This is a genomic window from Methylobacterium nonmethylotrophicum (assembly GCF_004745635.1).
In the GTDB taxonomy this organism is placed as follows: Bacteria; Pseudomonadota; Alphaproteobacteria; order Rhizobiales; family Beijerinckiaceae; genus Methylobacterium; species Methylobacterium nonmethylotrophicum.
On record NZ_SRLB01000002.1, the window covers coordinates 385,393 to 408,016 of the forward strand.

Below are 22,624 nucleotides of genomic sequence, written 5' to 3' on the forward strand. Positions count from 1 at the left end.
GACGTCATGACGAGCGACCCGGCCGAGATCCCCGCCGCCCCGGTGGCGTCCGTCACCGGCACCCTCTACGGCGTCGGGATGGGACCGGGCGATCCGGACTACCTCACCGTGCGGGCGGTGCGGGTGCTGGAGCGCGCCCACCACCTCGTGCATTTCTGCAAGGCCGGCAAGCGCGGCAACGCCCGCACCATCGCGGATGCGGTCGTGCAGGATCCCGCCCGGGAATGGCCGCTGCCCTACCCCTACACCACCGAATTGCCGCCGGACGATCCGGCCTACGTGGCGGCGCTCGCCGCCTTCTACGACGATGCGGCGATGCGCCTCGCCGAGGTGCTGGGGGCGGGCCGCGACGTGGCGATCCTCTCGGAGGGCGATCCGTTCTTCTACGGCTCGTTCATGCATCTGTGGCGGCGCCTGAAGGACCGCTTCCGGGTCGAGGTGGTGCCGGGCGTCACCGGCATGTCGGGCTGCTGGACAAGGGCCGGCACCCCGATCACCTGGGGCGACGACGTGCTGACCGTGCTGCCCGCCACCCTGCCGCGGGCGACGCTGGTCGCGCGCCTCAGCGCGACCGACGCCGCGGTGGTGATGAAGCTCGGCCGCCACCTGCCGAAGGTGCGCGCGGCGCTGACAGAGGCCGGGCTGATCGCCCGCGCGGTCTATGTCGAGCGCGGCACGATGGCGGGCGAGTGCGTGGTGCCGCTCAGCCAGAAGCCGGACGACCGCGCGCCCTACTTCTCGATGGTGCTGGTGCCGGGCGAGGGCCGCCGGCCGTGAGCGGATCGGTGACGGTGATCGGCCTCGGCCCCGGCGACCCGCGCTACCTGACGCCGGCCGCGCAAGCCGCCCTCGACGCGGCGGAGGACCTGATCGGCTATGTCCCCTACGTCGCCCGGGTGCCGGAGCGGCCGGGCCTGACGCGCCATGCCAGCGACAACCGGGTCGAGGTCGACCGCGCCCGCCACGCCCTCGAACTCGCGGCGGCAGGCCGGCGGGTCGCGGTGGTGTCGGGGGGCGATCCCGGGGTCTTCGCCATGGCGGCGGCCCTGTTCGAGGCGCTGGAGGCCGGCAACCCGGCCTGGCGCTCGCTTCCCATCACGGTCGAGCCCGGCATCACCGCGATGCTGGCGGCGGCCGCCCGGGTCGGCGCGCCGCTCGGCGGCGACTTCTGCGCCATCTCGCTGTCGGACAACCTGAAGCCCTGGGAGGTCATCACCGCGCGTCTCGACGCCGTGCTCGCCGCCGATCTCGTCGTCGCGCTCTACAACCCGGTCTCGCGGGCCCGGCCCTGGCAGCTCGGCGCGGCCCTCGACCTCGCGGCCGAGCACCGGGCCCCCGATACGCCGGTGATCCTGGCCCGCGCCGTCGGCCGGCCCGACGAGGCGGTCCGCGTCCTGCCGCTTGCGAAGGCGCGGCACGCCGAGGCCGACATGGCGACCCTGGTGATGATCGGGGCGAGCGCCACCCGGCTGATCCCGCGCGACGGCCGGGAGCCCTTCGTCTACACCCCGCGGTCGGTCGCCCGATGAGCGTCGAGCCAGGCCAGGGCGGCGTCGGGATCGGCGACATGCGGCCCGTCCGGCGGGACGGGCTGGCGCACGATCACCACCGGCAGGCGCAGGGCCCGCGCCGCCGCGATCTTGCCGTAGGTCGCGGACCCGCCCGAATTCTTGGTCACCAGCACCGCGACGCCGTGATCCCGCATCAGCGCGGCCTCGTCCTCGGCGCCGAACGGCCCGCGGGCCTCGATCGCCGTGACGGCGATCCCCGGCAGCGCGTCGCCGACCGGCTCGATGGTGCGCACGAGGTAGCGGTGCTGCGGCGCCGCCGCGAAGGCGGGAAGTTCCAGGCGGCCGACGGTCAGGAACACGCGAAGCGGGGCGGTGCCCAGCGCCGGCACGGCCTGCGCCACGCTGTCGACCTCGTGCCACTCGTCGCCGGGCCGGCGGGCCCAGGGCGGGCGGCGCAAGGCCAGCAACGGCACCCCGGCGGCCCGGCTCGCCGCCGCGGCGTTGCGGGAGATGATCGTGGCGAAGGGATGGGTGGCGTCCACCAGCGCCGCGATGCCGTGCTCGCGGAGATACGCGGCGAGCCCGTCGGCGCCGCCGAACCCGCCGATGCGGGTGCGCGCCGGCAGGGCGACGGGCGCCGCCGTGCGCCCGGCGAGGGACAGGGTGACGTCGTAATCCGGACGGTCGGCGAGCAGCCGGACCAGGCCGGCGGCCTCGGTGGTGCCGCCCAGGAGGAGGATGCGCATGGCCGCCTTCTCGCCTGAGGCCCGCTCCGTGTCGAGCGCCACACCCTGGCTCTTCATCGTCGGCATCGGCGAGGACGGGCGGGCCGGCCTCTCGCCCGCTGCCGCCGCCGCCCTCGACCGCGCCGGGCTGGTGGTCGGCGGGCGCCGCCATCTGGAGCTTGCCGCGCCGCTTTCCGCCGAGACCCTGGCCTGGCCGAGCCCGCTCGCCGAGGCCTATCCGGCGATCCTCGCCCGCCGCGGGCAGCCGACCTGCGTGCTCGCCACCGGCGATCCTTTCCATTACGGCGTCGGCGCCGAGCTCGCCCGGCTGGTGCCGGCCGGCGAGATCGCGGCCTACCCGCAAGCCTCCGCCTTCAGCCTGGCCGCCGCCCGTCTCGGCTGGCCGCTCGCCGAGACCGCCTGCCTGACCCTGCACGGGCGGGCGCTCGAACGGGTGATCCCGCATCTCCAGCCCGGCGCCCGGCTCCTCGTCCTGTCCTGGGACGGCGCGACGCCGGACAAGCTCGCCGCCCTGATGACCGCGCGCGGCTTCCCGCGCTCGCGCCTCACCGTGCTCGAGGCGATGGGCGGCCCGCGCGAGCGCCGCCGCAGCGCCCTCGCGGCGGAGTTTTCGGAGGGCGAGATCGACCCGCTCAACACCATCGCGGTCGAGGTGGTGGCGGAACCGGACGCCCGGGTGATCCCGCTCAGCCCCGGCCTCGACGATGCCTGGTTCGAGACCGACGGCCAGCTCACCAAGGCCGAGATCCGCGCCGTCACCCTGGCGGCCTTGCGCCCCCGCGCCGGCCAGCTCCTCTGGGACGTCGGCGCCGGCTCGGGGTCGATCAGCATCGAGTGGTGCCTGCTCCATCCGGCGAGCCGCGCGGTCGCGGTCGAGGCGCGGGAGGAACGCGCCGCCCGCATCCGCCGCAACGCCCTTGACCTCGGCGTGCCCGACCTCGCGGTCGTGGTCGGCCGCGCACCCGAGGCGCTCGCCGCGCTGCCGGCGCCGGACGCGGCCTTCCTGGGCGGCGGCGTCTCCGACCCGGCGCTGGTCGCGGCAGTGCTTGAGGCCCTGCCGGTCGGCGGCCGCCTCGTCGCCAACGCGGTGACGCTGGAGAGCGAGGCCCTGCTGCTGCGGCTCCATTCCGAGCGCGGCGGGACCCTGCGGCGGCTCTCCGTCGCCCGGGCGGAGCCGGTCGGCCATCTCACCGGCTGGCGCCCGGCAATGCCGGTGACGCAATGGGCGCTGACGAAGCCGTGACGCCCCTCACCATCCAGGCGCGGGTGCCGGGCGCCGCCCCGCCGCCGCAGGTGCTCCGCGGTCCCGCCCGCTCGCCCGCCACCGGGGCGCTCCGCCCCGTCGTCGCCGGCATCGGCTTCCGCCACGCCACGACGCCGGACGAGATCCTGACCCTGGTGGCGGCGGGCCTGCGGCAGGCGGACCTCGCCGGCGCGCGCCTCTCGGCGCTCGCCACGGCGGCCGACCGCGCGGGCGATTCCGCCATCCGGGCCGCGGCCGAGACCCTGGGCGTGCCGGTCGTCGCCGTCGCGGTCGAGGCCCTGCGCGAGGCCGGCCGCCGGGTCGTCACCCGCTCGGCGCGGATCGAGGCCTCGCGCGGCGTCGGCTCGCTCGCCGAGGCCGCGGCGCTCGCCGCCGCCGGCCCGGACGCCCGCCTCGTCCTGCCCCGCATCGCCAGCGCGGGCGCCACCTGCGCGCTCGCCGCCAGCGGAGACGATCTCCCGTCATGATCCACTTCATCGGCGCCGGGCCGGGCGCGGCCGACCTCATCACCGTGCGGGGCCGCGACCTCATCGCCCGCTGCCCGGTCTGCCTGCATGCCGGCTCCCTGGTCGCGCCCGAGATCCTGTCCTGGTGCCCGCCGGGCGCCCGGATCGTCGACACCGCACCGCTCTCCCTCGACGCGATCATCGCCACGATGGCGGAGGCGCACGCGGGCGGGCTCGAGGTGACGCGGCTGCATTCCGGCGACCTCTCGATCTGGAGCGCGGTGGCCGAGCAGACCCGCCGCCTCGACCGGCTCGGGATCCCGTACGACCTCACCCCGGGCGTGCCCTCCTTCGCGGCCGCCGCCTCGGTGCTCGGGCGCGAGCTGACCGTGCCGGAGGTGGCCCAGTCGGTGGTGCTGACCCGCACCAGCGGCCGCGCCTCGGCGATGCCGGAGACCGAGCGCCTCGCCGCCTTTGCGGCGACCCGCGCGACGCTCGCCATCCACCTGTCGATCCACGTGATCGCGGCGGTGGTGGCCGAGCTGGTGCCGCATTACGGGCCGGACTGCCCGGCGGCCGTGGTGTTTCGCGCCACCTGGCCGGACGAGCGGGTGCTGCGCGGGACCCTCGCCGACATCGCCGAGCAGGTCGCAGCGGCCGGGCTGGAGCGGACGGCCCTGATCCTGGTCGGGCCGGCCCTCGGGGCGACGGAGTTCCGGGAGAGCGCGCTCTACGCGGCGGATTACGACCGGCGGTTTCGGCCGGGCTCCGGGTCGTAACGACCCCGGAGCCGATCGAAAGCGCCGACGCTCAAAACAGTCCCGCCACCCATTCCGCTGCATAGGTGTCGAACAGGACGATCAGCGCCATCGCAGACAACGTGTGCCACAGGCTCCGCAGGAGGAATGGCGCGGAGATTGCGACCGCGACGGATACGATCAGAATGATGTGAGATTTGAGATAGATCTCCTTGTTGCTGTAATTCCAACTGCCGCCTTCGAGCGGACCTTCCGTCATCCCCCACGGATAGCAATCGTTGCCCACAGGGCGATACACATCCCGGCAATCGAATGACGAATGCGCTTCAAAAAATTCAAATATCAATGCCAACAAAAGAACGACAAGAATAATCTGAATAAATATCTCTATATTTTTCGGTCGACGAAGTTTGAAGGGATTGGAGAATGTCACTGAAGTAAGCATGAGCGCCATCGATTTATCCCAATGTCCGTGAGTCGCCACGGAAGCAAGGGCGGATGTCTGGCATGATGTGCGCCATCACCCCACCGGATGAAACGGCGCCCGCCCGACCAGCCCGCCCTCCCGGTCGAACACCACGACCTCGAGCGAACTGCCCGAGCCCGCCAGCGCACGAGCCGCCGTCGCCCAGGCGTAGCGGGCGACGAGGTCGGCGAGCGGCAGGTCGCGGCCTTGCGCCAGGCGCAGCACCTCGAGGGCGGTGTTGGCCCCAGCGGCCCGCCGGGCGAGGTCGATGTCGCCCCCGGCTTCCGTCACGCGCTCGCTGAGCCAGGCGAGGTCGACCGGCCCCGAGCGCGAGTGCAGGTCGAGGAGGCCGTGCCCGAGCTTCGCCATCTTGGCGATGCCGCCCGCCACCGTCACCCGCGGGACCGGGTGGCGGCGCAGGTATTTCAGCATGCCGCCGGCGAAGTCGCCCATGTCGATCAGGGCCTGGGGCGGCAGGCCGTACAGGCGCGCCACCGCCTCCTCCGAGGTCGAGCCGGTGGCACCCGCGACGTGGTCGAGGGCGCCGGCGCGGGCGACGTCGATGCCGCGGTGGATCGTGTCGATCCAGGCGGCGCAGGAATACGGCACCACCACCCCGGTCGTGCCGAGCACCGACAGGCCGCCGAGGATGCCGAGGCGCGGGTTCAGGGTCTTCAGCGCCAGCGCCTCGCCGCCGGGAATCGCGACCTCCACGACGACGTCCGGCGGACCGCCGAGGCCGGCGGCGGCCTCCGCGATCGCCGCCGCGATCATCCGCCGGGGCACCGGGTTGATCGCCGGCTCGCCCACCGGCAGCGGCAGCCCGGCCCGGGTCACCGTGCCGACGCCCGGGCCGGCCCGGAAGGTCACGCCGGAGCCCGGCGGCCCCGGCCTCACGGTGGCGAGGACCAGGACCCCGTGGGTCACGTCGGGATCGTCGCCGGCATCCTTCACGACCCCGGCGCGGGCGCCGCCCTCCACGGCCTCGGCCCGCGCCAGGGCGAAGGCGGGCCGGGCGCCGCTCGGCAGCGGGATCTCGACCGGGTCCGGGAAGGCGCCGGTCACGAGCCCCGCATAGGCGGCCTTGGCGGCGGCCGCCGCGCAGGCGCCGGTGGTCCAGCCGCGGCGCAGGGTCTCCCGTGGTCGTGTCGCGTCCATGCGGCGTGGTATCACCGCGGACCGGCGCGGTGAATGCGCGCCATCGGAAGAGACAGCACCCCGTGACCGCACGTCCCGCCCGCGGCCTCCTCGTCGCCGCCGCCCGCTCCGGCTCCGGCAAGACCACCGTGACCCTCGCCCTGCTGCGGGCCCTGCGCCGCCGGGGGCTGGCGGTCGCCGGGGCGAAATGCGGGCCGGACTACATCGACCCCGCCTTCCACGCCGCCGCCACCGGCCGGCCGAGCTACAACCTCGACAGCTTCGCGATGGACGGCGCCCTCCTCGATGCCGTGGCGGGCGCCGCCGGCGACGCGGCCGAGCTGGTCGTGGCGGAGGGCTCGATGGGCCTGTTCGACGGCGTCGTGGCCGAGGAGGGCCGCAGCGGCGCCAATGCCGACGTCGCGGCGCGCTATGGCTGGCCGGTGGTGCTGGTGCTCGACGTCTCGGGCGCGGCCCAGTCGGCCGCCGCCACCGCCCTCGGGGTCCGGTCCTACGACCCGCGCCTGACGCTGGCGGGGGTGATCCTCAACAAGGTCGCGAGCCCGCGCCACCGGCGCCTGGTCGAGGCGGGCCTGTCCCGCATCGGCATCCCGGTGCTCGGCGCCGTCCCGCGGGAGGCCGCCCTCGTCCTGCCCGAGCGCCATCTCGGCCTGATCCAGGCCGGCGAGACCGACGACCTGGAGGCCCGCCTCGACCGGCTGGCCGATCTGGCGGAGGCCTCGATCGATCTCGACGCCGTCCTGACCGCCGCCGGCGGCCGGGTGCCGGAGCCCCGGCGCGGGTCGGAGCCCGGGCGGCTTCCGCCGCCGCCGGGCCGGCGCCTCGCGGTCGCGCGCGACGCCGCGTTCTCGTTCGTCTATCCCCATCTCGAGGCCGGCTGGCGGGCGGCCGGGGCCGAGATCGTGCCGTTCTCGCCGCTCGCCGACGAGGTGCCGCCGCCGGATTGCGACGCCTGCTGGCTGCCCGGCGGCTATCCGGAGCTCCATGCCGGACGGATCGCCGCCGCGACCCGCTTCCTCGACGGCCTGCGGGCCTTCGCCGGGACCCGGCCGATCCACGGCGAGTGCGGCGGCTACATGGTGCTGGGCGAGAGCCTGGAGGATGCCGAGGGCGCGACCCACCGCATGGCCGGCCTCCTGCCGGTCGCGACCTCCTACGCCAAGCGCCGGCTGCATCTCGGCTACCGGATCGCGACGCTGCTCGCGGACGGGGCGCTCGGCGCGGCCGGGCAGCGCCTCGTCGGGCACGAATTCCACTATGCCAGCGAGGTCACAGGCGTCCCCGGGCCGGCCGAGGCCCTGGCGGAGGTGACCGACGCGGAAGGCCGTCCCCTCGGGCCGGCCGGGCACCGGCGCGGCCGGGTCAGCGGCAGCTTCTTCCACCTGGTCGGGCTGCGCTGACGGCCAAGATGACGGCCAAGAGGCCGCCAGACGAGGTCGCTAGGCGGCGGCCGGCCCGTCGCCGCTCGCGGCGGCGGCCCGGCCGAGGCGGGCGGCGGAGCGCACGATCGCCAGGACTTCGCGGCGCAGCTGCTCGTCCTCGATCTGCACGTAGGCGCGCAGGAGCTCGATCGCGCCCTGCGCGCTCAGGAAGCCGAAGACGTTGTCGTCACCGGTCTCGGGGCCGGTCTGGTCCTCGAAGAAGGCCGAGACCGGAACCTCGAGCAGCCGGGCGATCTCGCGCAGGCGGCCGGCGCCGACCCGGTTCTGGCCCTTCTCGTACTTCTGGACCTGCTGGAAGGTCACGCCGACGGCGTTGCCGAGAGCGGTCTGGCTCAGACCCTTGGCCTTGCGCAGGGCCGTGATGCGGACGCCGACGAGCCGGTCGACCTCAGTGGTTTGCTTGGGCATCGGTCCTCAACGTCTTCGTTCTGGCCTGCCGGAAGCCCCCTCCCCGGTTCCCGAGGGCCGCCGTCCCGCGTCGTTCATGCCCCGCGCGACGGCCGGTGCGCCCCGGCCCGGCCACCCCGCGGATCTGTCCCTCTCGGGCCGGCGGCGAAGAAGCCTCGCCTCCTGCCCGCGCACCCCATTCTCGTCCACCTCATCGAGGCAGGACCGTCTCGGTCTCGGCCGCCGAGGCCCGCAAGCGTCCCGATCCGGAACGCCACGCCAGCCTCGCCGGAGAATTCCAGCCGGCCGGCGCACGCCGCAGGCCGCCCTTCCCCACCCGCCCGTGCCGTGCTGCTGCCACGCTGCAGGCGCGGATGCGGGTCTGCCATGCAACCCAACTCCCGTCTACACGCTCCGAGCGAATTCCCCAAGGGAACAAAGGTGAAAAAAATACTGAGTTGCGCGGCTCACTCAGCTTGGAGCCGAAAGGTTCCGGGGCCGACCGGCCCCGTCACCTTGCCGTCGGCGCGGCGGCCCCCATCTCCTCGGCCGGGGCCGTGCGCGCCGGAAGGATGCCATTCATGTTCATCGCCATGAACCGGTTCAAGGTCTACAAGGAGGCCGCCCAGGACTTCGAGCAGGTCTGGCTCGGGCGCGACAGCCACCTGGGTGAGATGCCGGGCTTCGTCGAGTTCCATCTGCTGCGCGGACCGGAGGCCGAGGACCACGTGCTCTACGCTTCGCACACCGTCTGGGCCTCGCGGGGCGACTTCGAGGCCTGGACGCGGTCTGAGCAGTTCCGCAAGGCGCATAGCCGCGCCCCCGGGACCCGGCCGCTCTATCTCGGCCATCCGCAATTCGAAGGATTCGAGACGATCCAGACCGTGGCCCGGGATCAGGCGGCCGAGTAGGACGTCGGGCACGACTCGAGGCCCGGGGCGCAAGGACGCCCCGGGCCTCTCCGTCCGAACCGGTCTCAGGCGGCCTTGATCGTCAGGCGGCCTTGGGCGGATCGAGCCGCGGCAGGAAGGCCGCGAGCAGTCCCACGGCCGGCAGGAACGCGCAGACGCCGTAGACGAACTCGATGCTGGTGTGGTCGGCGACCTCGCCCAGCACCGCGGCGCCCAGCCCCCCCATCCCGAACGCGAAGCCGAGGAAGAGGCCGCCCACCAGGCCGACCCGCCCGGGCAGCAACTCCTGGGCGTAGACCACGATCGCCGGCATCGCCGAGGCCAGGGTCAGGCCGATCGGCACGGTGAGCACCACCGTCCAGAACAGGTTGGCGTGGGGCAGCACCAGGGTGAAGGGCAGGACCCCGACGATCGAGCCCCAGATCACCAGCTTGCGGCCGAACCGGTCGCCGATCGGCCCGCCCAGCACGGTGCCGGCGGCGACCGCGCCCAGGAACACGAACAGGTAGAGCTGCGACTGCGGCACCGACACGCCGAAGCGGTGGATCAGGTAGAAGGTGTAGTACGAGCTCAGGCTCGCCATGTAGAAGAACTTCGAGAAGATCAGCACCAGCAGCAGCGCGATGGTGACGACGACCTTGCCCCGCGGCAGGGCGCCGCCCTGCGCCGCCCCCTTCTTGCCCCGCGCCGCCCCCGCCCGGAGGCGGTCGCGGTACCAGCGCCCGACGAGGCCGAGCACCACGAAGCCGGCGAGCGCCGCGACCGCGAACACCGCGACGCTGCCCTGCCCGCGCGGCACCACGATGAAGGCGGCCAGCAGCGGGCCGAGGGCCGTGCCAGCATTGCCGCCGACCTGGAACACCGACTGCGCCAGGCCGTAGCGCCCGCCGGAGGCCAGGCGGGCCACCCGCGAGGCTTCGGGATGGAAGATCGCCGAGCCGAGGCCGACGAGGCAGGCGGCCACGATCAGGAGGCCGTAGGTCCCGGCGCTCGCCAGGAGCAGCAGGCCGCAGAGCGACACCAGCATGCCGGCGGCAAGGGAGAACGGCAGCGGCCGCTTGTCGGTGAACAGCCCGACCACCGGCTGCAGCAGCGAGGCGGTGAGCTGGAACGCCAGGGTCAGGAGACCGATCTGGCCGAAATCGAGGCTGTAGGCCTGCTTCAAGAGCGGGTAGATCGCCGGCAGCAGCGACTGGATCATGTCGTTGAGGAGGTGCGACAGGCTCAAGGCCCCGAGCACCACCGCCGTCGGCCCCGCCGGACCGGCCGGCGCCACGGCCTTGGCAGCCGGCTCCGCCCGCGACAACCCGCCGGCCGACGTCTCCACGGCCATCCCGCCGTCGCTCGCACGCGCATCCATCGCTTCAGGGCTCCTCCCGGCGGCCCTCCCGTCGGCCGCGTCGCGCCGTTCCACCCGTGAGACCCGGGATTCGGCCAGCTTCCCATACACCCGCGCGACCCGCGCGTCCCCGCCGCGACCGCAGGGCTGGGATGCCGCCGGTCCCGGGCTTGCTGCCGAACGGTCAACCAGCCGGCGAGGGCCCGGGATGCGTGCGGAAACGACACGCCATCCGCCCGCCCCGTCCCAGGCCGGCACAGACGGGGTCACGGGTCATCTCGCCATGCGACACGAACGGTTCTCCGACGACGGCACCGCCAACCTCGCCTCGTCCGAGGCGCGCGCGGTCTGGACGGCGCTCCTGCCCCGCCGCGGCCGGGCCGCCCTGCGCCTCGCGATCGCCGGGGGCGCGGCGCTGGCCGAGCTCGCCGCCGTCGCGCTCAGCGGGCTGGCCTGCGAGATGATCTACCACCTCGTCTCCTACGAGCAGCAGCCCGATCTCGGCCCCTCGCTCGCGGTCGGGCTCTTTCTCGGGTTGTTCGTGGTGCTGCCGAACGCCGCCCGGGGCGAGTACAGCATCGAGAACTACCTCGCCCGCGCCCCGCATCTGCGCCGGACGGTGAGCCTGTGGCTCGGTGCCTGGGCGGTGGTGCTGGTCCTCGGCTTCCTGAGCAAGACCACCGGCGACCATTCCCGCGCCGCCGCGCTCGCGACCTTCCTGGCCGGGCTTCCGGTTCTCGTGGCGACCCGCTTCCTCACCGTGGCGCTGGTGCGCCGGCTGATCAGCCCCCGCTCCGATTCCGCCCGCCGCATCCACCTGATCGGCTACGAGGAGGACGTGGCGAGCTTCTACGCCACCCACGACACGGCCGCCCTGGGCCTGCGGGTGATCGGCGTCAGCACCCTGCGCTCGGCTGCCCCGGGCACAGAGCCGGAGGCGCGCCGGACCCAGCTCGCCGAGGACCTCGATCTCAGCGTGTCGGTGGTGCGGTTCCTGCGGCCCGACGACGTCTTCGTGCTGGTGCCCTGGGCGGAGGTCGAGGACCTGGAGGCCTGCGTCGACGCCTTCCTGCGGGTGCCGGTGGCGCTGCATCTGCGGCCGGGCCGGGTGATGGACCGGTTCAGCGACGTGCGGGTCGGCCGGGTCGGGCTGCTCACCGGGATCAATGTCGGCCGCGCGCCCCTCACGGCCCTCGAGATCGCCGCCAAGCGCACCTTCGACGTCGTGGTGGCCTCCCTCGGCCTGGTGGCGCTCTCGCCCCTGCTGCTGCTGATCGCGGTCCTGATCCGCCTCGACAGCCCGGGCCCGAGCCTGTTTCGCCAGAAGCGCTACGGCTTCAACCAGGAAGCGTTCTGGGTGTTCAAGTTCCGCAGCATGCGGGTCGAGGCCGGCTCGGCGTTCCGGCAGGCGACGCGGAACGACGACCGCATCACCCGGATCGGCCGCATCCTGCGCCGCACCAACCTCGACGAACTGCCCCAGCTCCTCAACGTGATCCTGGGCGACATGTCCCTGGTCGGCCCGCGCCCCCACGCCGTCGCCCACGACCGCAGCTTCGAGCGCCGCATCGCGCTCTACGCGCGGCGCCACAACGTGCGGCCGGGCATCACCGGCTGGGCGCAGGTGAACGGGCTGCGCGGCGAGACCCTGACCGACGCCGACATGCGGCGGCGCGTCGAGCACGACCTGTTCTACATCGACAACTGGTCCTTGTGGTTCGACCTCCGGATCCTGGTGATGACGGTGATGGCCCGGAGCGCGTTCAAGAACGCCTATTGAGAGACGCGAACCGGTCCTTCACGCCTCAGGCTGCCTTGCGCGCCGTGCGGCCGAACATCCGTGACCACAGGCCGCTGGCGATCGCCGACTTGTCGAGCTCGTGGATGTCCTGCGAGTAGTTGCCCGTGTAGAGCTTCACGATCATCTCGTCCCGGCACTCGCCCTCCAGCGTGTAGCCGAACCGGATCGCGACGCCCCGCCCCCGGCGGCGGATCACCGCCTCGATCGTGCAGCGCAGGCGCGGGAAGCGCTCCATCTCGACGATCATCTCATGGCTCGGCGCGGCGGCCGGCTCGGCATCCAGCTCGACGATGCCGCCGACGAGCGACAGGCTGGTGACCCTCCCCGGCAGCGTCGCGGCCCCGTACGTGATCCTGGCCAGCTCGTCGGTCGCGAAGCTGTCGAGGAGCGGGCGCGGCGTCTCGAAGCAGATGAGGGACGCCACCATCAGGACCGCGATGTTGACGACCGCCCAGTAGGCCGACACGACCGAGAACTCGCCCTCCCCGATCCGCGACCACTCAGGAACGACATTGACGATCAGCCCGAACGCCGTGACGGCGATCCAGAAGGCGATCGAGAAGAACGTGTAGGCGTCGAACTGCGAGTCCTCGTTGCCGGATCCCTTGGGCGTCACGCGGAACGGCACGCCGAACGGCTTGACCAGGCTGGAGACGACGACCGGCAGCATCCGGAAGGTCGCGAAGGCCCCCACCGCCGAGGAGACGAGCGGCAGGTATCGCGTCGGGGTGAGCCAGCCCATCAGCAGGAAATACGCCAGCAGGACGGGCAGCTGGTACCAGATGATGTCCTCGGTCCCCGTGAAGTACATCGGTGCGGCCCCCGTCCACAGATAGACGGCGGGGACCACCAGGATCACGAAGCGCACCGTGTACTGGACGAGCCAGGACAGCGGCAGGAACATGAACCGCTGGAACAGGGTCAGGCCGGGGCCGCGCAGCGGGCCGTTGTGCAGGTAGATCGTCTGGATGCCGCCGCGGCACCAGCGGCCGCGCTGGACGAAGTAGCCCTTCAGGTTCTCGGCCGCGAGGCCCATCGACAGGCGCTCGTTGAGGTAGCGCGTCTTGTAGCCCCGGTTGAGGAGCGCCAGGGTGGTGAGCAGGTCCTCGGTGATCGAATCGTGCGGGAAGCCGCCGATCTCCTCGACGGCCGACCGCCGCGCGATCGAGCAGGAGCCGCAGCAGAAGCTGACGTCCCAGGCGTCGCGGCTCGCGGCCATCTCGTCGAAGAACAGCCGCTGCTCGTCGGGCCAGACCTTCTCGAGGCTGAGATTGGACTGGACCGGATCCTTGTTGAAGAAATGCTGCGGCGTCTGGACGATGCCGATCGTCGGGTCCCGGAAGAACGGCACCGTGCGGCGCAGGAAGTTGCGGTACGGCACGAAATCGGCGTCGAAGATCGCGATGAAATCGCCCGACGAGACTGTCAGGCCGTTGTTCATGTTGCCGGCCTTGGCGTGCGAATTATCAGGGCGCGTGACGTGGATCGCGCCCTTCTGCTCGCAATACTCCTTCAGCCATGGGCGTCGCTTGTCGTCGAGGACGTAGACCTTGAACTTGTCCTTCGGGTAATCCAGGGCGAGCGCGCCGACGATGGTGCGTTCCAGGACGTCGAGGGGCTCGTTGTAGGTCGGGATGAAGACGTCGACGGTGGGGAGGTCGGCGAGCGCGTCGGCCGCGAAGACCTCCCGCTCGAGCCGGTCCGCCTCGGCGCTGCGGTCCACGTACCGGCTCATGGCGACGAGGAACAGCAGGATGTCGGCGAAGGCACCCAGCTCGACGAGGAAGACGAACCACGTCCAGACGAAGCCGAAGCTCCCATCCGCCGGATAGGGCAGCACCGTGGCGAAGAAGCGCCAGACGAGGTAGCGCACGGCGACCGCGAGGACGACCATGCAGGTGATCGCGCGCGACCACGTCGCATGCCGCGGCCAGTTCAGGCTGAACAGGAAGAAGAACGCCGCGACGGCGAGGGTCGGGGCGAAGTTTACGAGATACTGAACCACAGGCTCTTCACCAGGTTTGGAAGACGATACCGCTTGGCGGCGCGCGCGATCCGGACCTGCACCGAGCGGCCGACCTGGCAGAAATTGGCGAAATCGCGCTGCATGGCGTTGGGCTCGAGCGCCACGCGGATGCGGGCGCTCTTGCCGCGGCTCTCCGGCGGGACGGCCGCCAGGACCGTCTCTTCGACGGCCGCGCTCGATCCGCGCACCGAGAGGACCGTGCCGGCGATGATCTGGCTGCTGCCGAGCAGGCGGACCTCCGCGGCCACGCCGGGGCGGATGTCGTCGTAATCGACCTCGTTGACCAGGATGTCGACGAAGAGGTCCCGGCAGTCGAGGAGCCGGATGAGCTCGTTGCCGACGACCACGTTGGAGCCGGCCACGACGTTGTTGCGCCAGACCACGCCGTCGAAGGGGACGCGTACGACGGCGGTCGAGAGCCGGTCGTTGCGGTCGCGCTCGAGATCGATCTGACGCTCGAGCTGCTGGAGGCGGGCGCGCTCGGCCCGTGCCTGCATCTGCACGTTAGCGAGCTGGATCGCCACCTCGTCCTGGCGCTGCTGCGAGTAGGGCACGTCGTTGCGGCCCTCGCCGACGAACGTGCCCTTCCGCAGGGCCTCCAGCTGGCGGGTCAGGCGCTCGAGGTCGGCCCGGGCGATCGCCTGCTCGCTGGTGGCCGCGACGGACGCGGCGCGCGCCTGCTCGACGGAGCTTCCGGCCACGACGCCGGTCGCCCCGAGGGTCGTCTTTCGGACCAGGTCCGCCTGCGCGGAGACCTGCTGCGCCTGGGCGGCCGTGATCCGCTGCTGGCGGATGACGATCTCCTGCTGCACGCCGATGATGCTGGCCTGCTGGTACTCCTTCAGCCGGCCGGCGAGGTCGGTCTTGATGGCGGCGAGCGCGCCGATCTGGCCCTCGAGGGCGCGCAGCCGCTCGCGGGTCGCGCCGAGATCCGCCTCCAGCTGCGCCTCGGCCGTGCGGGCGATGCGCTCGTTCCTGATCTGGAACAGCGTCTCTCTCTCCGGAACCGCCGTGCCGACCTTCGGCGGCGTCGCCGAGACCACGCCCTCGATCGGGGCGGCGACGACGGTGAAGCGGGCATTCACCGTCCCGTCGAGGCTGGTATAGCCGGTGATGGCCGGCAGGATCGCCAGGGTGGCCGCTCCAAGCAGCAGCACACCGACGAGGATGCGCATCGCTCGGCTGTTCCAAAGCATTCGTGAGGCCCCGTTATCACGTCTTGTGCGCCTACTAACGAGCTGGCGGCGTATTGGTTCAATATTCGACGCGTAAAATTTGCGTATATCGAATTTTAGTATCAAATTAGAAATGAGAATATGCAATAAATAGTAAACACTCCATAACCTAACGTACGTTGTGACAAGATTTTGGAGATCCATATTGAAAATTACTTGTCAGGATGCTTTCGGCTCGGACTCAAACATCAGCCAAGAAATCAATCAGAAATTGTATCTAGCCGTGCGCGGCCATGGGCGGCGCGCAGCGCCGAAATCATGCCCATGACGCCAGGTTCCGACTCGAGCGAGGCATGGGCATCGGCCGGACGATTGGGCGCTCGGCGCCGGACCACGCAGCCCGTCCGCTCTGGGCACAGCGACACCCGCCGGCCGGTCGAAGTCGGCACAGACGATACGCAGTCAGCTTGACCATCCGGTCGGCGGCCTGCGACCCGGTGCCGACGACCCGTCCGTCCGCTCTCTGGCTTGTCGGTGGACGAGGAATGAATTTCAGTGACGGGATGCTCGAGCGTGACATCGCCCGGCCCGGAGTGCAGTCGGGCTTGGTGACCCAGACGCCTCCCGGTCGGATGAGCCGGCCGGGAACCTGCCTTCGAACGGAGGCAATCGGCACCCTCGGCTGCTGTGCTCCTGACGTAAAATCATCCAAATTTGCCGGATTGCCTGTTGTGCAACGAGGGGCGTGATATTTTTTATTTCATTTGCGCGGCTGCGGCGAAAAATAATCAAGTGCGCGTTCATAGTTGCTCAGCACATCAGTGCAATCTTCACGATAGCGCACTCACGCCTGATTGGGTGGGGGGATACCTTTGATGATTCCGTTCACGATCCGACGTAAGCTGATCGCGACTGTGAGCTTGTTCCTGCTGCCGATCGGGATCTTCGCCATGCTGTACGTGCAGCAGGCGATGACGAACGTTCGCTTCGCTGACGCCGAGAGGCTCGGCGTCACGCAGATCAGAGCGGTATGGCCCGTCATGATGGATGTCGCGGCCGGGCCTCCCGGCATGGCTCTCGATCCGCAGAAGCTGCGCACCGAGCGCGCAACGAGCCTCGTTCTCGCCGAGGCGAACAAGGCCGCGGCTGTGGCTGCCGATCTCGGCAAGGTCCTGTCCGGCTCTGACCGTAACGCTCAGATTGCGGCTGCTCACGCCCTCATCGACGCCATTGGTGATGGGTCGAACCTGTTGCTCGATCCCGACCTCGACTCGTTCTACGTCATGGATGCGGCGGTGGTCCGGCTGCCCGAGATGCTCGAACTGAGCTGGCGGTTGCTCGGCCACGCCCGGGAGCAGAGAGGGACGGCCAGTCTCTCCAAGGCCGAGTATGCCGCGACACTCATCGATCTGGGCAAGCTCCGGGCCAATTTCGAAGGCGTCGAACGCTCCCTTGCCAAGGCATTCGCGGCGAATGCGGGAGGGACCAAGCAAGCGCTCGCCGGACCGCTGGTCGGCTTCCAAGATGCTTCCAGGACCCTGTTCTCGGCATCCGACGCCCTCATGCAGGCCCGTGAGGCCGGTCGCCAGACGCAGAACGAAACAGCGGTCTTCGAGAGCGCGATGGCCGCGGCGATCGCGTCGAACGATCGCCTGCAGGTGGCTGGAACCGACGAGCTCGACCGGCTCCTGAAGGCGCGCATCGATGGCTTCCACAACGCCATACTGGTCGCGGGTGCCGTCGGCTTCACGATCACGGCGGCAGCCTTCATGGTCGCATGGCTCCTGAGCCGGTCGATCGTGCGGGCGCTCGATAACCTCGCCCGCCGCATCCGCGTCCTGGCGGACCAAGATGTCGCCGCCTGTGTGCCGGAAGCGGGCGGCCGCGACGAGATCGCCGATCTCGCGCGTGCGGTCGTTCACTACCGCGACCGCACTGCAGCTCAAGTCGTAGCGGCAGCCAGTGCCGATCGTGCGCTCGAGCGGGACGCTTGGGTCGCCTACATGGTGGAGATCTCGGATCGCATCACATCGGCAACCCAGCATGCCATGGAGCGTTTCAGGGGGCTTGCCGACGTCATGGGGGCTTCGACGAAGCAGGTTCGCGGTCATGCTGGCTCGACCCGAGATCAGCTCGATCAATCCGTCATCAGCCTTCGAGGCTCGATCTCGGAGATCTCCGGAGCTGCTGCCGCTGTAACGCAACTCACCACTTCGATCGCCGAGATTGCAACACAGGCCGCCCAGTCCAACGCGGTGGTGCGGCGAGCACAGGAGGAGGTTCAGGCGGCCCGCTCGCTCGCGGTGCTCCTCGACGAAGCCAGTGCACGGATCGGCAGCTTCACCGACCTGATCAGCCACATCGCGGCGCAGACCAATCTCCTGGCGCTGAATGCGACCATCGAGGCGGCACGTGCAGGGAGTGCGGGCCGGGGTTTTGCCGTCGTGGCAAGCGAGGTGAAGGGCCTGGCCGAGCAAACCAGCAAGGCGACGGCAGAGATCGGTCAACAGGTCGCGGCTTTGCGCACGGCGTCCGGCGACGTGCTCTCGGCGATGAGCCGCGTCGATGAGACGATCTCAACCATCAACGTCGCGGCCTCGGCGATCGCGAGCGCGGTCGAGGAGCAGAGTGCGACGACGATGGAGATCAACCGGACCGTCCAGATCTCCGCCGACCGCACGCACTCGGCAATCGAGGAACTGGGTACGCTACCGGCAGCCGCGAGCGAGACCGACCGCCTCGCGACCGAGGTTTCCCAACTCGCCGAGCAATTGCTGGCCGAAGCCGGGATGTTCGGCACGCAGCTCGAGGAGGTCGTGCAGGCCATCTCCGAGCGTCGATCCGATGCGAGGCTTGAGTCCGGTGCCACGATCCGGGTGGCCGTCCGGGGAACGCTGCGCGAAGCCCGCCTCCAGAATGTGTCCCTGGGTGGTGCGAAGGTGTGCTTGCCCGGCCAGGATCTGCAGCCTGACAGCGTGGTGACGATCGATTTCGGGGATGGTCGTGCGCGCCACGGCTCCGTGGTCCACGCGGATCACGATCATTTCGGCGTGAAGCTGGCCGATGCGGACCGACTTGACGAGACGTTGATCCTGTCGCTGACCCAACAGGCCCGCGACGCCGCATGACCCGAGGCACGGTGGTTGAGCGGGTCGTGCCGTGACCTTCGCTGCGGCTCGAGAGACCGCATCCTCTCATGTCGCGCGCTTCTGCGACCGGCAAGGTCGGTTCAAGGAAGAGGCCCGATCTCCAATCTCGGCAGCCCTTCGCCCATCGGCAAGCCGACCGGGCTCTGGCCGTAGCTGTGGATGTCGTGAGGCCTGAGCGGCGCGCCCGGGAAAGCGCTCTGCCGTCGCGGATGGGAGAGCGTGACGCCGATCAAGCGGCGCCCGGTCCCGGACGTCCGAGCTTCCACGCGTCCGAGCCGCCGGCGATGCGGGCCGGCGAGCGACGCGCGCACGGCCGGATGTCCACGACTGGCCAGGGCGACCGACGGCGCGGCGCGGCGCGCACGCTCATCCCGCCTCCTGCCGCCCCTGGCACGTTCCGCACTCGCCCTCGATCTCGACGATCCGGCTCGCCGGCTTGAAGCCCGCCTGCGCGAGGGTGCGGTCGAGGCTGCGCTCGATCTCGGCGGAGATCGTTTCGTCGACGCTGCCGCAGCTGCGGCAGATGAGAAAGACCGCGCTCTCGCCGGCGCCGTGGCCGTGCTCGCAGGGCACGAAGGCGTTGCGGCTGGCGATGCGGTGGACGAGGCCGTGCTCGGTCAGGAAGTCGAGGGCGCGGTAGACCGAGACCGCGGCGACGCGCTTGCCGGGCGCGCTCAGGCGCTCGGCGATGTCGTAGGCGCCGAGCGGCCTGCCCTCCTCGGCCACCACCTCGAGGGTGCGCCGGCGCAGCGCCGTGAATTGCAGGCCGAGGTCCTGCGCCAGCCGCTCGGCCCGCGCGACGAGCTCCGCCGTGCGGGCGGGGCCGTGCGCCGCGGGGCCGTGCCCGTGGTGCCCGCAGGTATCGTGCCCGTCCATGCGATAACCTCCCGCCGCATCCGGCTCCACCCCGCCTACTCCAACCCGGCGGCGGTTGACAGGCCTTGCCTGTTACAGTGTAACGATCGGCGCTTGGGCGGCCGCCGGCCGCCCTCCATATGGGGTCCGGGATGCCCGCCGCCGAGGGCGCGGCGCCGACCGGGCCCGAGCGACGATTCGCCGATGCCGCATGACCATGGCCCCCTCGCCCGGGCCGACGCTGCCGTCCCGCGCCGCCTGCCGGCGCCGTTCTCCCTGCTGCGGCAGGGAATCGGGCCGCGTCTCGCCGTCGCGGCTTTGCTGGCGGCGGGCGTCTGGGCCCTGATCGGGTGGGCGATGGCGTGAACGCACCCGTCTCCGCGCCGGGCGGCGCCCTGGGGTTCCGGGGCCTGACCCTCGGCTACGCCCGTCATCCGGCAGTCCATCACCTCGACGGCACGATCGCGCCCGGGTCGCTCACCGCGGTGGTCGGACCGAACGGCGCCGGCAAGTCGACCCTGCTCAAGGGCATCATCGGCGAGATCGCCCCCCTCGAGGGCGAGGTCCTGCGGCCGGGGCTGTCGCGCCGGGACATCGCCTACCTGCCCCAGGCCGCCGAGATCGACCGGTCCTTCCCGATCGGGGTGTTCGACCTCGTGGCGATGGGGCTGTGGCGCCGGGTCGGGCCCTGGCGCTCGCTCAAGGCCCACCGGGGCGCCGTCGAGGCGGCGCTCGCGGCGGTCGGGCTCACCGGCTTCGAGCGCCGGCCGATCGGCACCCTGTCCGGCGGGCAGCTGCGTCGCGCCCTGTTCGCCCGCGTCCTGCTGCAGGACGCGCGGGTGATCCTGCTCGACGAGCCCTTCGCGGCGATCGATGCGCGCACCACCGACGAGCTGCTCGGGCTGGTGCATGGCTGGCACGCGGAAGGGCGCACCGTGGTGGCGGTGCTGCACGACCTCGACCAGGTCGGCCGGCATTTTCCCGCGACCCTGCTCCTCGCCCGCGAGGCGGTGGCCTGGGGCGCGACGCCCGAGGTGCTGACCGCCGACAACCTGCGGCGCGCCCGCCGGCTCTGCGAGGCCTGGGACGAGGAGGCGCCGGTCTGCCGCGCGCCGGCCGCCGCCCACCGGCACGACGGACCGGGTCACGAGGGACCGGGACACGACGGACACGGTCACGACCACCAGGGCCACGATCACCACACCCATGGGCATGCCGCGTGATCGACCTCCTGACGGCCCCCTTCGTCGAGTTCGCCTTCATGCGCCGGGCGCTGGCCGGCTGCGTCGCCCTGTCGGTCGGCGCCGCCCCGGTCGGCGTCTTCCTGACCCTCCGGCGCATGAGCCTGATGAGCGAGGCGATGAGCCACGCGATCCTGCCGGGCGCGGCGGTCGGGTTCCTGTGGGCCGGGCTGTCGCTGCCGGCGATGACGCTGGGCGGCCTCGTCGCCGGCCTCGCGGTGGCGCTCCTGTCCGGGTTCGTCGCCCGCTCGACGGTGTTGCGCGAGGATGCGAGCCTGGCGGCCTTCTACCTGATCTCGCTCGCCGCCGGCGTGCTGCTGATCTCGGCCCGCGGCTCCTCGATCGACCTCCTGCACATCCTGTTCGGCACGGTGCTGGCGCTCGACGACGACGCCCTGCTGCTCCTCGGCGGCATCGCCACGGTGACGCTGGCGGGCCTCGCCGTCGCCTACCGGCCGCTGGTGATGGAATGCGTCGACCCGCTCTTCCTGCGCTCGGTCGGCCGGGCGAGCGGGCCGGTGCACTATTGTTTCCTGGCGCTGGTGGTGCTCAACCTCGTCGGTGGCTTCGCGGCGCTCGGCACCTTGCTGGCGGTCGGCCTGATGCTGCTGCCGGCGATCACGGCGCGGTTCTGGGCCCTCGACCTCACCGGCCTGATGCCGGCGGCGGTGGTCACGGCGCTCATCGCGAGCGTCGCGGGGCTCCTCGTCTCCTATTACGGCGGCGTGCCGACCGGGCCGGCGATCGTGCTCGCTGCCGGCGCGCTCTACCTGGCCTCGATGCTGCTCGGCCCCCGCGGCGGCCTGGTCTGGCGCCTGATCCCGGCCCGTCACCTCGAGGCCTGACTCACCGGGACGGCCGCGGGTCGGGCGGGCGGGCCGGCTCGCCGCGATGCGCCGCCCGACGGCAGGCATCCGAGCAGTAGCGCACCTCGTCCCAGACCCGCTCCCACTTCTTGCGCCAGGCGAAGGGCCGGCCGCACTGGGCGCAGACCTTCTGCGGCAGGTCGCCCTTGCGGCGCATCTTCGGCATCGGTCAGCGCCCGGTCTGGCCCGCGTCGAGAAGGGCGATGTTGCTCCAGCGGGTGATCTGCACGTAGCCGTCGCGGGCCGCGACCACGATCTGGCGGCGGTAATGGTGCACGACGGTGCCGGGGACGTGGCGGTGCGCTTCCGTCCAGCCCTGCGCCTCCAGGACGAAGATGCGGCTGTCGTTGACCCGCGCCAGGGTCTCGATGGCGCCGAAGGCCCGGACCCGGCGCAGGATCGCGTCGACCGGCTGGCGGAAGTCGAGGGTGCGGTCGAGGTCGCTCACCCGCGGCCAGTAGGCGCCGTCGCCCTGGGGCTCGGCGGCCCGCCAGCGGGCCGGCAGCTCCCGGGCGATCGGCCCGCGGGCGAGCCGCATCGCCGCCATCTGGCAGCGGGAGAGCAGGGTCTCGTGCGTCTCCTCCGGCGAGAGCCGGAAGAGCTCCTGGGCCAGGATGTCGCCGGTGTCGAACCCCTCCTCGGCCAGCACGTGGGCGGTCACGCCCCAGCTCTCGTAGGAGTCGAGGATGGCGCGAAACAGCGGGTAGGGCCCGCGCCCGTCGGGCAGCGGCGAGGGGTGGATGTTGAGGGCGTAGCGCACCCGTCCGGGCCAGCCGGTGACCAGCCAGGGGTAGCCCGCCACCACGAGCGCCCAGTCGCGGCCGTGCTCGGCCGAGAGCGCCTCGATGTCGGCGACGCGGATGCGCGAGAGCTGGATCGGCACCCGGTGCCGCCGGGCCAGGGCCACGACCGCGTCGTTGTGGTCGTAGATCCCGTCGCAGGGACGGGTGAACAGCTTGATCGGCTGCCAGCCCGCACCCGCCAGCGCCTCGAACACACCGCCGAGGAAGTCGATCCCCGCGAAGGCGAATTTCACGTCGCGACTCCTTACCCGACCACTCCCGGCGCGGCCGTGCCCGGCCC

General features: G+C 71.6%; 22 protein-coding genes. 12 read left to right on the forward strand and 10 right to left on the reverse strand.

What is annotated here, in order from left to right; all coding sequences use genetic code 11:
- The first annotated feature begins 6 nt into the window (after positions 1-6).
- Entirely contained in the window at positions 7-777 is a 771-nt protein-coding gene (locus tag EU555_RS04540) for a precorrin-2 C(20)-methyltransferase (RefSeq protein ID WP_245524143.1), read from the forward strand.
- Positions 774-1,529, forward strand: coding sequence for a precorrin-3B C(17)-methyltransferase (gene cobJ, locus EU555_RS04545; protein WP_135413374.1), 756 nt, complete (start codon positions 774-776; stop codon positions 1,527-1,529). The genes EU555_RS04540 and cobJ overlap by 4 nt, the downstream gene beginning before the upstream one ends.
- Here the strand turns inward: cobJ and EU555_RS04550 are convergent.
- The gene (locus EU555_RS04550; protein ID WP_135413376.1) at positions 1,502-2,257 is read right to left on the reverse strand and encodes a cobalt-precorrin-6A reductase; all 756 of its coding nucleotides are present in this window, start codon (positions 2,255-2,257) and stop codon (positions 1,502-1,504) included. The two genes, cobJ and EU555_RS04550, sit on opposite strands and share 28 nt — an antisense overlap.
- Here EU555_RS04550 and cbiE point away from each other — a divergent pair.
- Genes cbiE through cobM form a run of 3 tightly spaced genes read left to right on the forward strand, consistent with a single transcriptional unit; the run spans position 2,256 to position 4,746 of the window.
- Complete coding sequence (gene cbiE / locus EU555_RS04555) at positions 2,256-3,500, forward strand: precorrin-6y C5,15-methyltransferase (decarboxylating) subunit CbiE (RefSeq protein WP_135413378.1); 1,245 nt, start codon at positions 2,256-2,258, stop codon at positions 3,498-3,500. The two genes, EU555_RS04550 and cbiE, sit on opposite strands and share 2 nt — an antisense overlap.
- Positions 3,479-3,988 (forward strand): cobalamin biosynthesis protein, encoded by a 510-nt coding sequence (locus EU555_RS04560; RefSeq protein ID WP_135413380.1) that lies wholly within the window; start codon positions 3,479-3,481, stop codon positions 3,986-3,988. Before cbiE ends, EU555_RS04560 begins: the two co-directional genes overlap by 22 nt.
- Positions 3,985-4,746 (forward strand): precorrin-4 C(11)-methyltransferase, encoded by a 762-nt coding sequence (cobM, locus tag EU555_RS04565; RefSeq protein ID WP_135413382.1) that lies wholly within the window; start codon positions 3,985-3,987, stop codon positions 4,744-4,746. The genes EU555_RS04560 and cobM overlap by 4 nt, the downstream gene beginning before the upstream one ends.
- 31 nt (positions 4,747-4,777) lie before the next feature.
- Here cobM and EU555_RS04570 read toward each other — a convergent pair whose 3' ends face one another.
- Complete coding sequence (locus EU555_RS04570) at positions 4,778-5,179, reverse strand: hypothetical protein (protein ID WP_135413384.1); 402 nt, start codon at positions 5,177-5,179, stop codon at positions 4,778-4,780.
- A gap of 66 nt (positions 5,180-5,245) precedes the next feature.
- Positions 5,246-6,349 (reverse strand): cobalt-precorrin-5B (C(1))-methyltransferase, encoded by a 1,104-nt coding sequence (locus EU555_RS04575; protein ID WP_135413386.1) that lies wholly within the window; start codon positions 6,347-6,349, stop codon positions 5,246-5,248.
- 62 nt (positions 6,350-6,411) lie between these two features.
- On the opposite strand from EU555_RS04575, the gene EU555_RS04580 reads away from it, so the two are divergent.
- Positions 6,412-7,749, forward strand: a complete 1,338-nt coding sequence (locus tag EU555_RS04580; RefSeq protein ID WP_135413387.1) for a cobyrinic acid a,c-diamide synthase CobB — start codon at positions 6,412-6,414, stop codon at positions 7,747-7,749.
- A 39-nt stretch (positions 7,750-7,788) separates the two neighbouring features.
- Here EU555_RS04580 and EU555_RS04585 read toward each other — a convergent pair whose 3' ends face one another.
- Entirely contained in the window at positions 7,789-8,199 is a 411-nt protein-coding gene (locus tag EU555_RS04585) for a helix-turn-helix domain-containing protein (RefSeq protein ID WP_135413389.1), read from the reverse strand.
- A gap of 560 nt (positions 8,200-8,759) precedes the next feature.
- Between EU555_RS04585 and hmuQ the strand changes: the two genes are divergently transcribed.
- A complete protein-coding gene (gene hmuQ, locus EU555_RS04590; protein WP_135413391.1) occupies positions 8,760-9,089 on the forward strand; it encodes a heme-degrading protein HmuQ in 330 nt (109 codons plus the stop codon).
- Positions 9,090-9,171: 82 nt separating this feature from the next.
- Here the strand turns inward: hmuQ and EU555_RS04595 are convergent, their stop codons facing one another.
- Positions 9,172-10,449, reverse strand: coding sequence for an MFS transporter (locus EU555_RS04595; RefSeq protein ID WP_245524136.1), 1,278 nt, complete (start codon positions 10,447-10,449; stop codon positions 9,172-9,174).
- Positions 10,450-10,711: 262 nt separating this feature from the next.
- On the opposite strand from EU555_RS04595, the gene EU555_RS04600 reads away from it, so the two are divergent.
- The gene (locus EU555_RS04600; protein ID WP_135413393.1) at positions 10,712-12,208 is read left to right on the forward strand and encodes an undecaprenyl-phosphate glucose phosphotransferase; all 1,497 of its coding nucleotides are present in this window, start codon (positions 10,712-10,714) and stop codon (positions 12,206-12,208) included.
- A 25-nt stretch (positions 12,209-12,233) separates the two neighbouring features.
- On the opposite strand, the gene EU555_RS04605 is transcribed toward EU555_RS04600, so the two are convergent.
- Together EU555_RS04605 and EU555_RS04610 are read right to left on the reverse strand one after the other, a co-directional pair.
- A complete protein-coding gene (locus tag EU555_RS04605) occupies positions 12,234-14,234 on the reverse strand; it encodes a glycosyltransferase (protein ID WP_135413395.1) in 2,001 nt (666 codons plus the stop codon).
- Entirely contained in the window at positions 14,216-15,430 is a 1,215-nt protein-coding gene (locus tag EU555_RS04610) for an HlyD family secretion protein (protein ID WP_245524137.1), read from the reverse strand. The genes EU555_RS04605 and EU555_RS04610 overlap by 19 nt, the downstream gene beginning before the upstream one ends.
- Before the next feature lie 875 nt (positions 15,431-16,305).
- Between EU555_RS04610 and EU555_RS04615 the strand changes: the two genes are divergently transcribed.
- A complete protein-coding gene (locus EU555_RS04615; protein ID WP_135413399.1) occupies positions 16,306-18,558 on the forward strand; it encodes a methyl-accepting chemotaxis protein in 2,253 nt (750 codons plus the stop codon).
- Between the two features lie 387 nt (positions 18,559-18,945).
- On the opposite strand, the gene EU555_RS04620 is transcribed toward EU555_RS04615, so the two are convergent.
- The gene (locus EU555_RS04620; RefSeq protein ID WP_135413401.1) at positions 18,946-19,455 is read right to left on the reverse strand and encodes a Fur family transcriptional regulator; all 510 of its coding nucleotides are present in this window, start codon (positions 19,453-19,455) and stop codon (positions 18,946-18,948) included.
- Positions 19,456-19,638: 183 nt separating this feature from the next.
- Here EU555_RS04620 and EU555_RS36005 point away from each other — a divergent pair, with 183 nt between their 5' ends.
- From EU555_RS36005 to EU555_RS04630, 3 genes are read left to right on the forward strand one after another with little or no spacing between them, the layout of a single operon-like run.
- Positions 19,639-19,800, forward strand: a complete 162-nt coding sequence (locus EU555_RS36005; protein ID WP_167858420.1) for a hypothetical protein — start codon at positions 19,639-19,641, stop codon at positions 19,798-19,800.
- Positions 19,797-20,657 carry a zinc ABC transporter ATP-binding protein AztA gene (gene aztA / locus EU555_RS04625; RefSeq protein ID WP_135413403.1) on the forward strand — a complete coding sequence of 287 codons (861 nt, stop codon included), beginning with the start codon at positions 19,797-19,799 and terminating at the stop codon, positions 20,655-20,657. Before EU555_RS36005 ends, aztA begins: the two co-directional genes overlap by 4 nt.
- Before the next feature lie 38 nt (positions 20,658-20,695).
- Positions 20,696-21,520: a metal ABC transporter permease gene (locus EU555_RS04630; protein WP_167858434.1), complete on the forward strand. Its 825-nt coding sequence runs from the start codon at positions 20,696-20,698 to the stop codon at positions 21,518-21,520.
- 1 nt (position 21,521) lies between these two features.
- On the opposite strand, the gene EU555_RS04635 is transcribed toward EU555_RS04630, so the two are convergent.
- Entirely contained in the window at positions 21,522-21,707 is a 186-nt protein-coding gene (locus EU555_RS04635) for a DUF2256 domain-containing protein (RefSeq protein WP_135413407.1), read from the reverse strand.
- 3 nt (positions 21,708-21,710) lie between these two features.
- A complete protein-coding gene (locus tag EU555_RS04640; protein ID WP_135413409.1) occupies positions 21,711-22,577 on the reverse strand; it encodes a methionyl-tRNA formyltransferase in 867 nt (288 codons plus the stop codon).
- Between the last annotated feature and the right edge of the window lie 47 nt (positions 22,578-22,624).

Excerpts from the sequence above, each read along its gene's own strand:
- EU555_RS04540 (WP_245524143.1), top strand. The coding sequence starts at position 7 with ATGACGAGCGACCCGGCCGAGATCCCCGCCGCCCCGGTGGCGTCCGTC.
- cbiE (WP_135413378.1), top strand. The coding sequence starts at position 2,256 with ATGGCCGCCTTCTCGCCTGAGGCCCGCTCCGTGTCGAGCGCCACACCC.
- EU555_RS04550 (WP_135413376.1), bottom strand. The coding sequence starts at position 2,257 with ATGCGCATCCTCCTCCTGGGCGGCACCACCGAGGCCGCCGGCCTGGTC.
- EU555_RS04560 (WP_135413380.1), top strand. The coding sequence starts at position 3,479 with ATGGGCGCTGACGAAGCCGTGACGCCCCTCACCATCCAGGCGCGGGTG.
- cobM (WP_135413382.1), top strand. The coding sequence starts at position 3,985 with ATGATCCACTTCATCGGCGCCGGGCCGGGCGCGGCCGACCTCATCACC.
- EU555_RS04570 (WP_135413384.1), bottom strand. The coding sequence starts at position 5,179 with ATGGCGCTCATGCTTACTTCAGTGACATTCTCCAATCCCTTCAAACTT.
- EU555_RS04575 (WP_135413386.1), bottom strand. The coding sequence starts at position 6,349 with ATGGACGCGACACGACCACGGGAGACCCTGCGCCGCGGCTGGACCACC.
- EU555_RS04585 (WP_135413389.1), bottom strand. The coding sequence starts at position 8,199 with ATGCCCAAGCAAACCACTGAGGTCGACCGGCTCGTCGGCGTCCGCATC.
- hmuQ (WP_135413391.1), top strand. The coding sequence starts at position 8,760 with ATGTTCATCGCCATGAACCGGTTCAAGGTCTACAAGGAGGCCGCCCAG.
- EU555_RS04595 (WP_245524136.1), bottom strand. The coding sequence starts at position 10,449 with ATGGATGCGCGTGCGAGCGACGGCGGGATGGCCGTGGAGACGTCGGCC.
- EU555_RS04600 (WP_135413393.1), top strand. The coding sequence starts at position 10,712 with ATGCGACACGAACGGTTCTCCGACGACGGCACCGCCAACCTCGCCTCG.
- EU555_RS04610 (WP_245524137.1), bottom strand. The coding sequence starts at position 15,430 with ATGCGCATCCTCGTCGGTGTGCTGCTGCTTGGAGCGGCCACCCTGGCG.
- EU555_RS04615 (WP_135413399.1), top strand. The coding sequence starts at position 16,306 with ATGATTCCGTTCACGATCCGACGTAAGCTGATCGCGACTGTGAGCTTG.
- EU555_RS04620 (WP_135413401.1), bottom strand. The coding sequence starts at position 19,455 with ATGGACGGGCACGATACCTGCGGGCACCACGGGCACGGCCCCGCGGCG.
- EU555_RS36005 (WP_167858420.1), top strand. The coding sequence starts at position 19,639 with ATGCCGCATGACCATGGCCCCCTCGCCCGGGCCGACGCTGCCGTCCCG.
- EU555_RS04630 (WP_167858434.1), top strand. The coding sequence starts at position 20,696 with ATGCGCCGGGCGCTGGCCGGCTGCGTCGCCCTGTCGGTCGGCGCCGCC.
- EU555_RS04635 (WP_135413407.1), bottom strand. The coding sequence starts at position 21,707 with ATGCCGAAGATGCGCCGCAAGGGCGACCTGCCGCAGAAGGTCTGCGCC.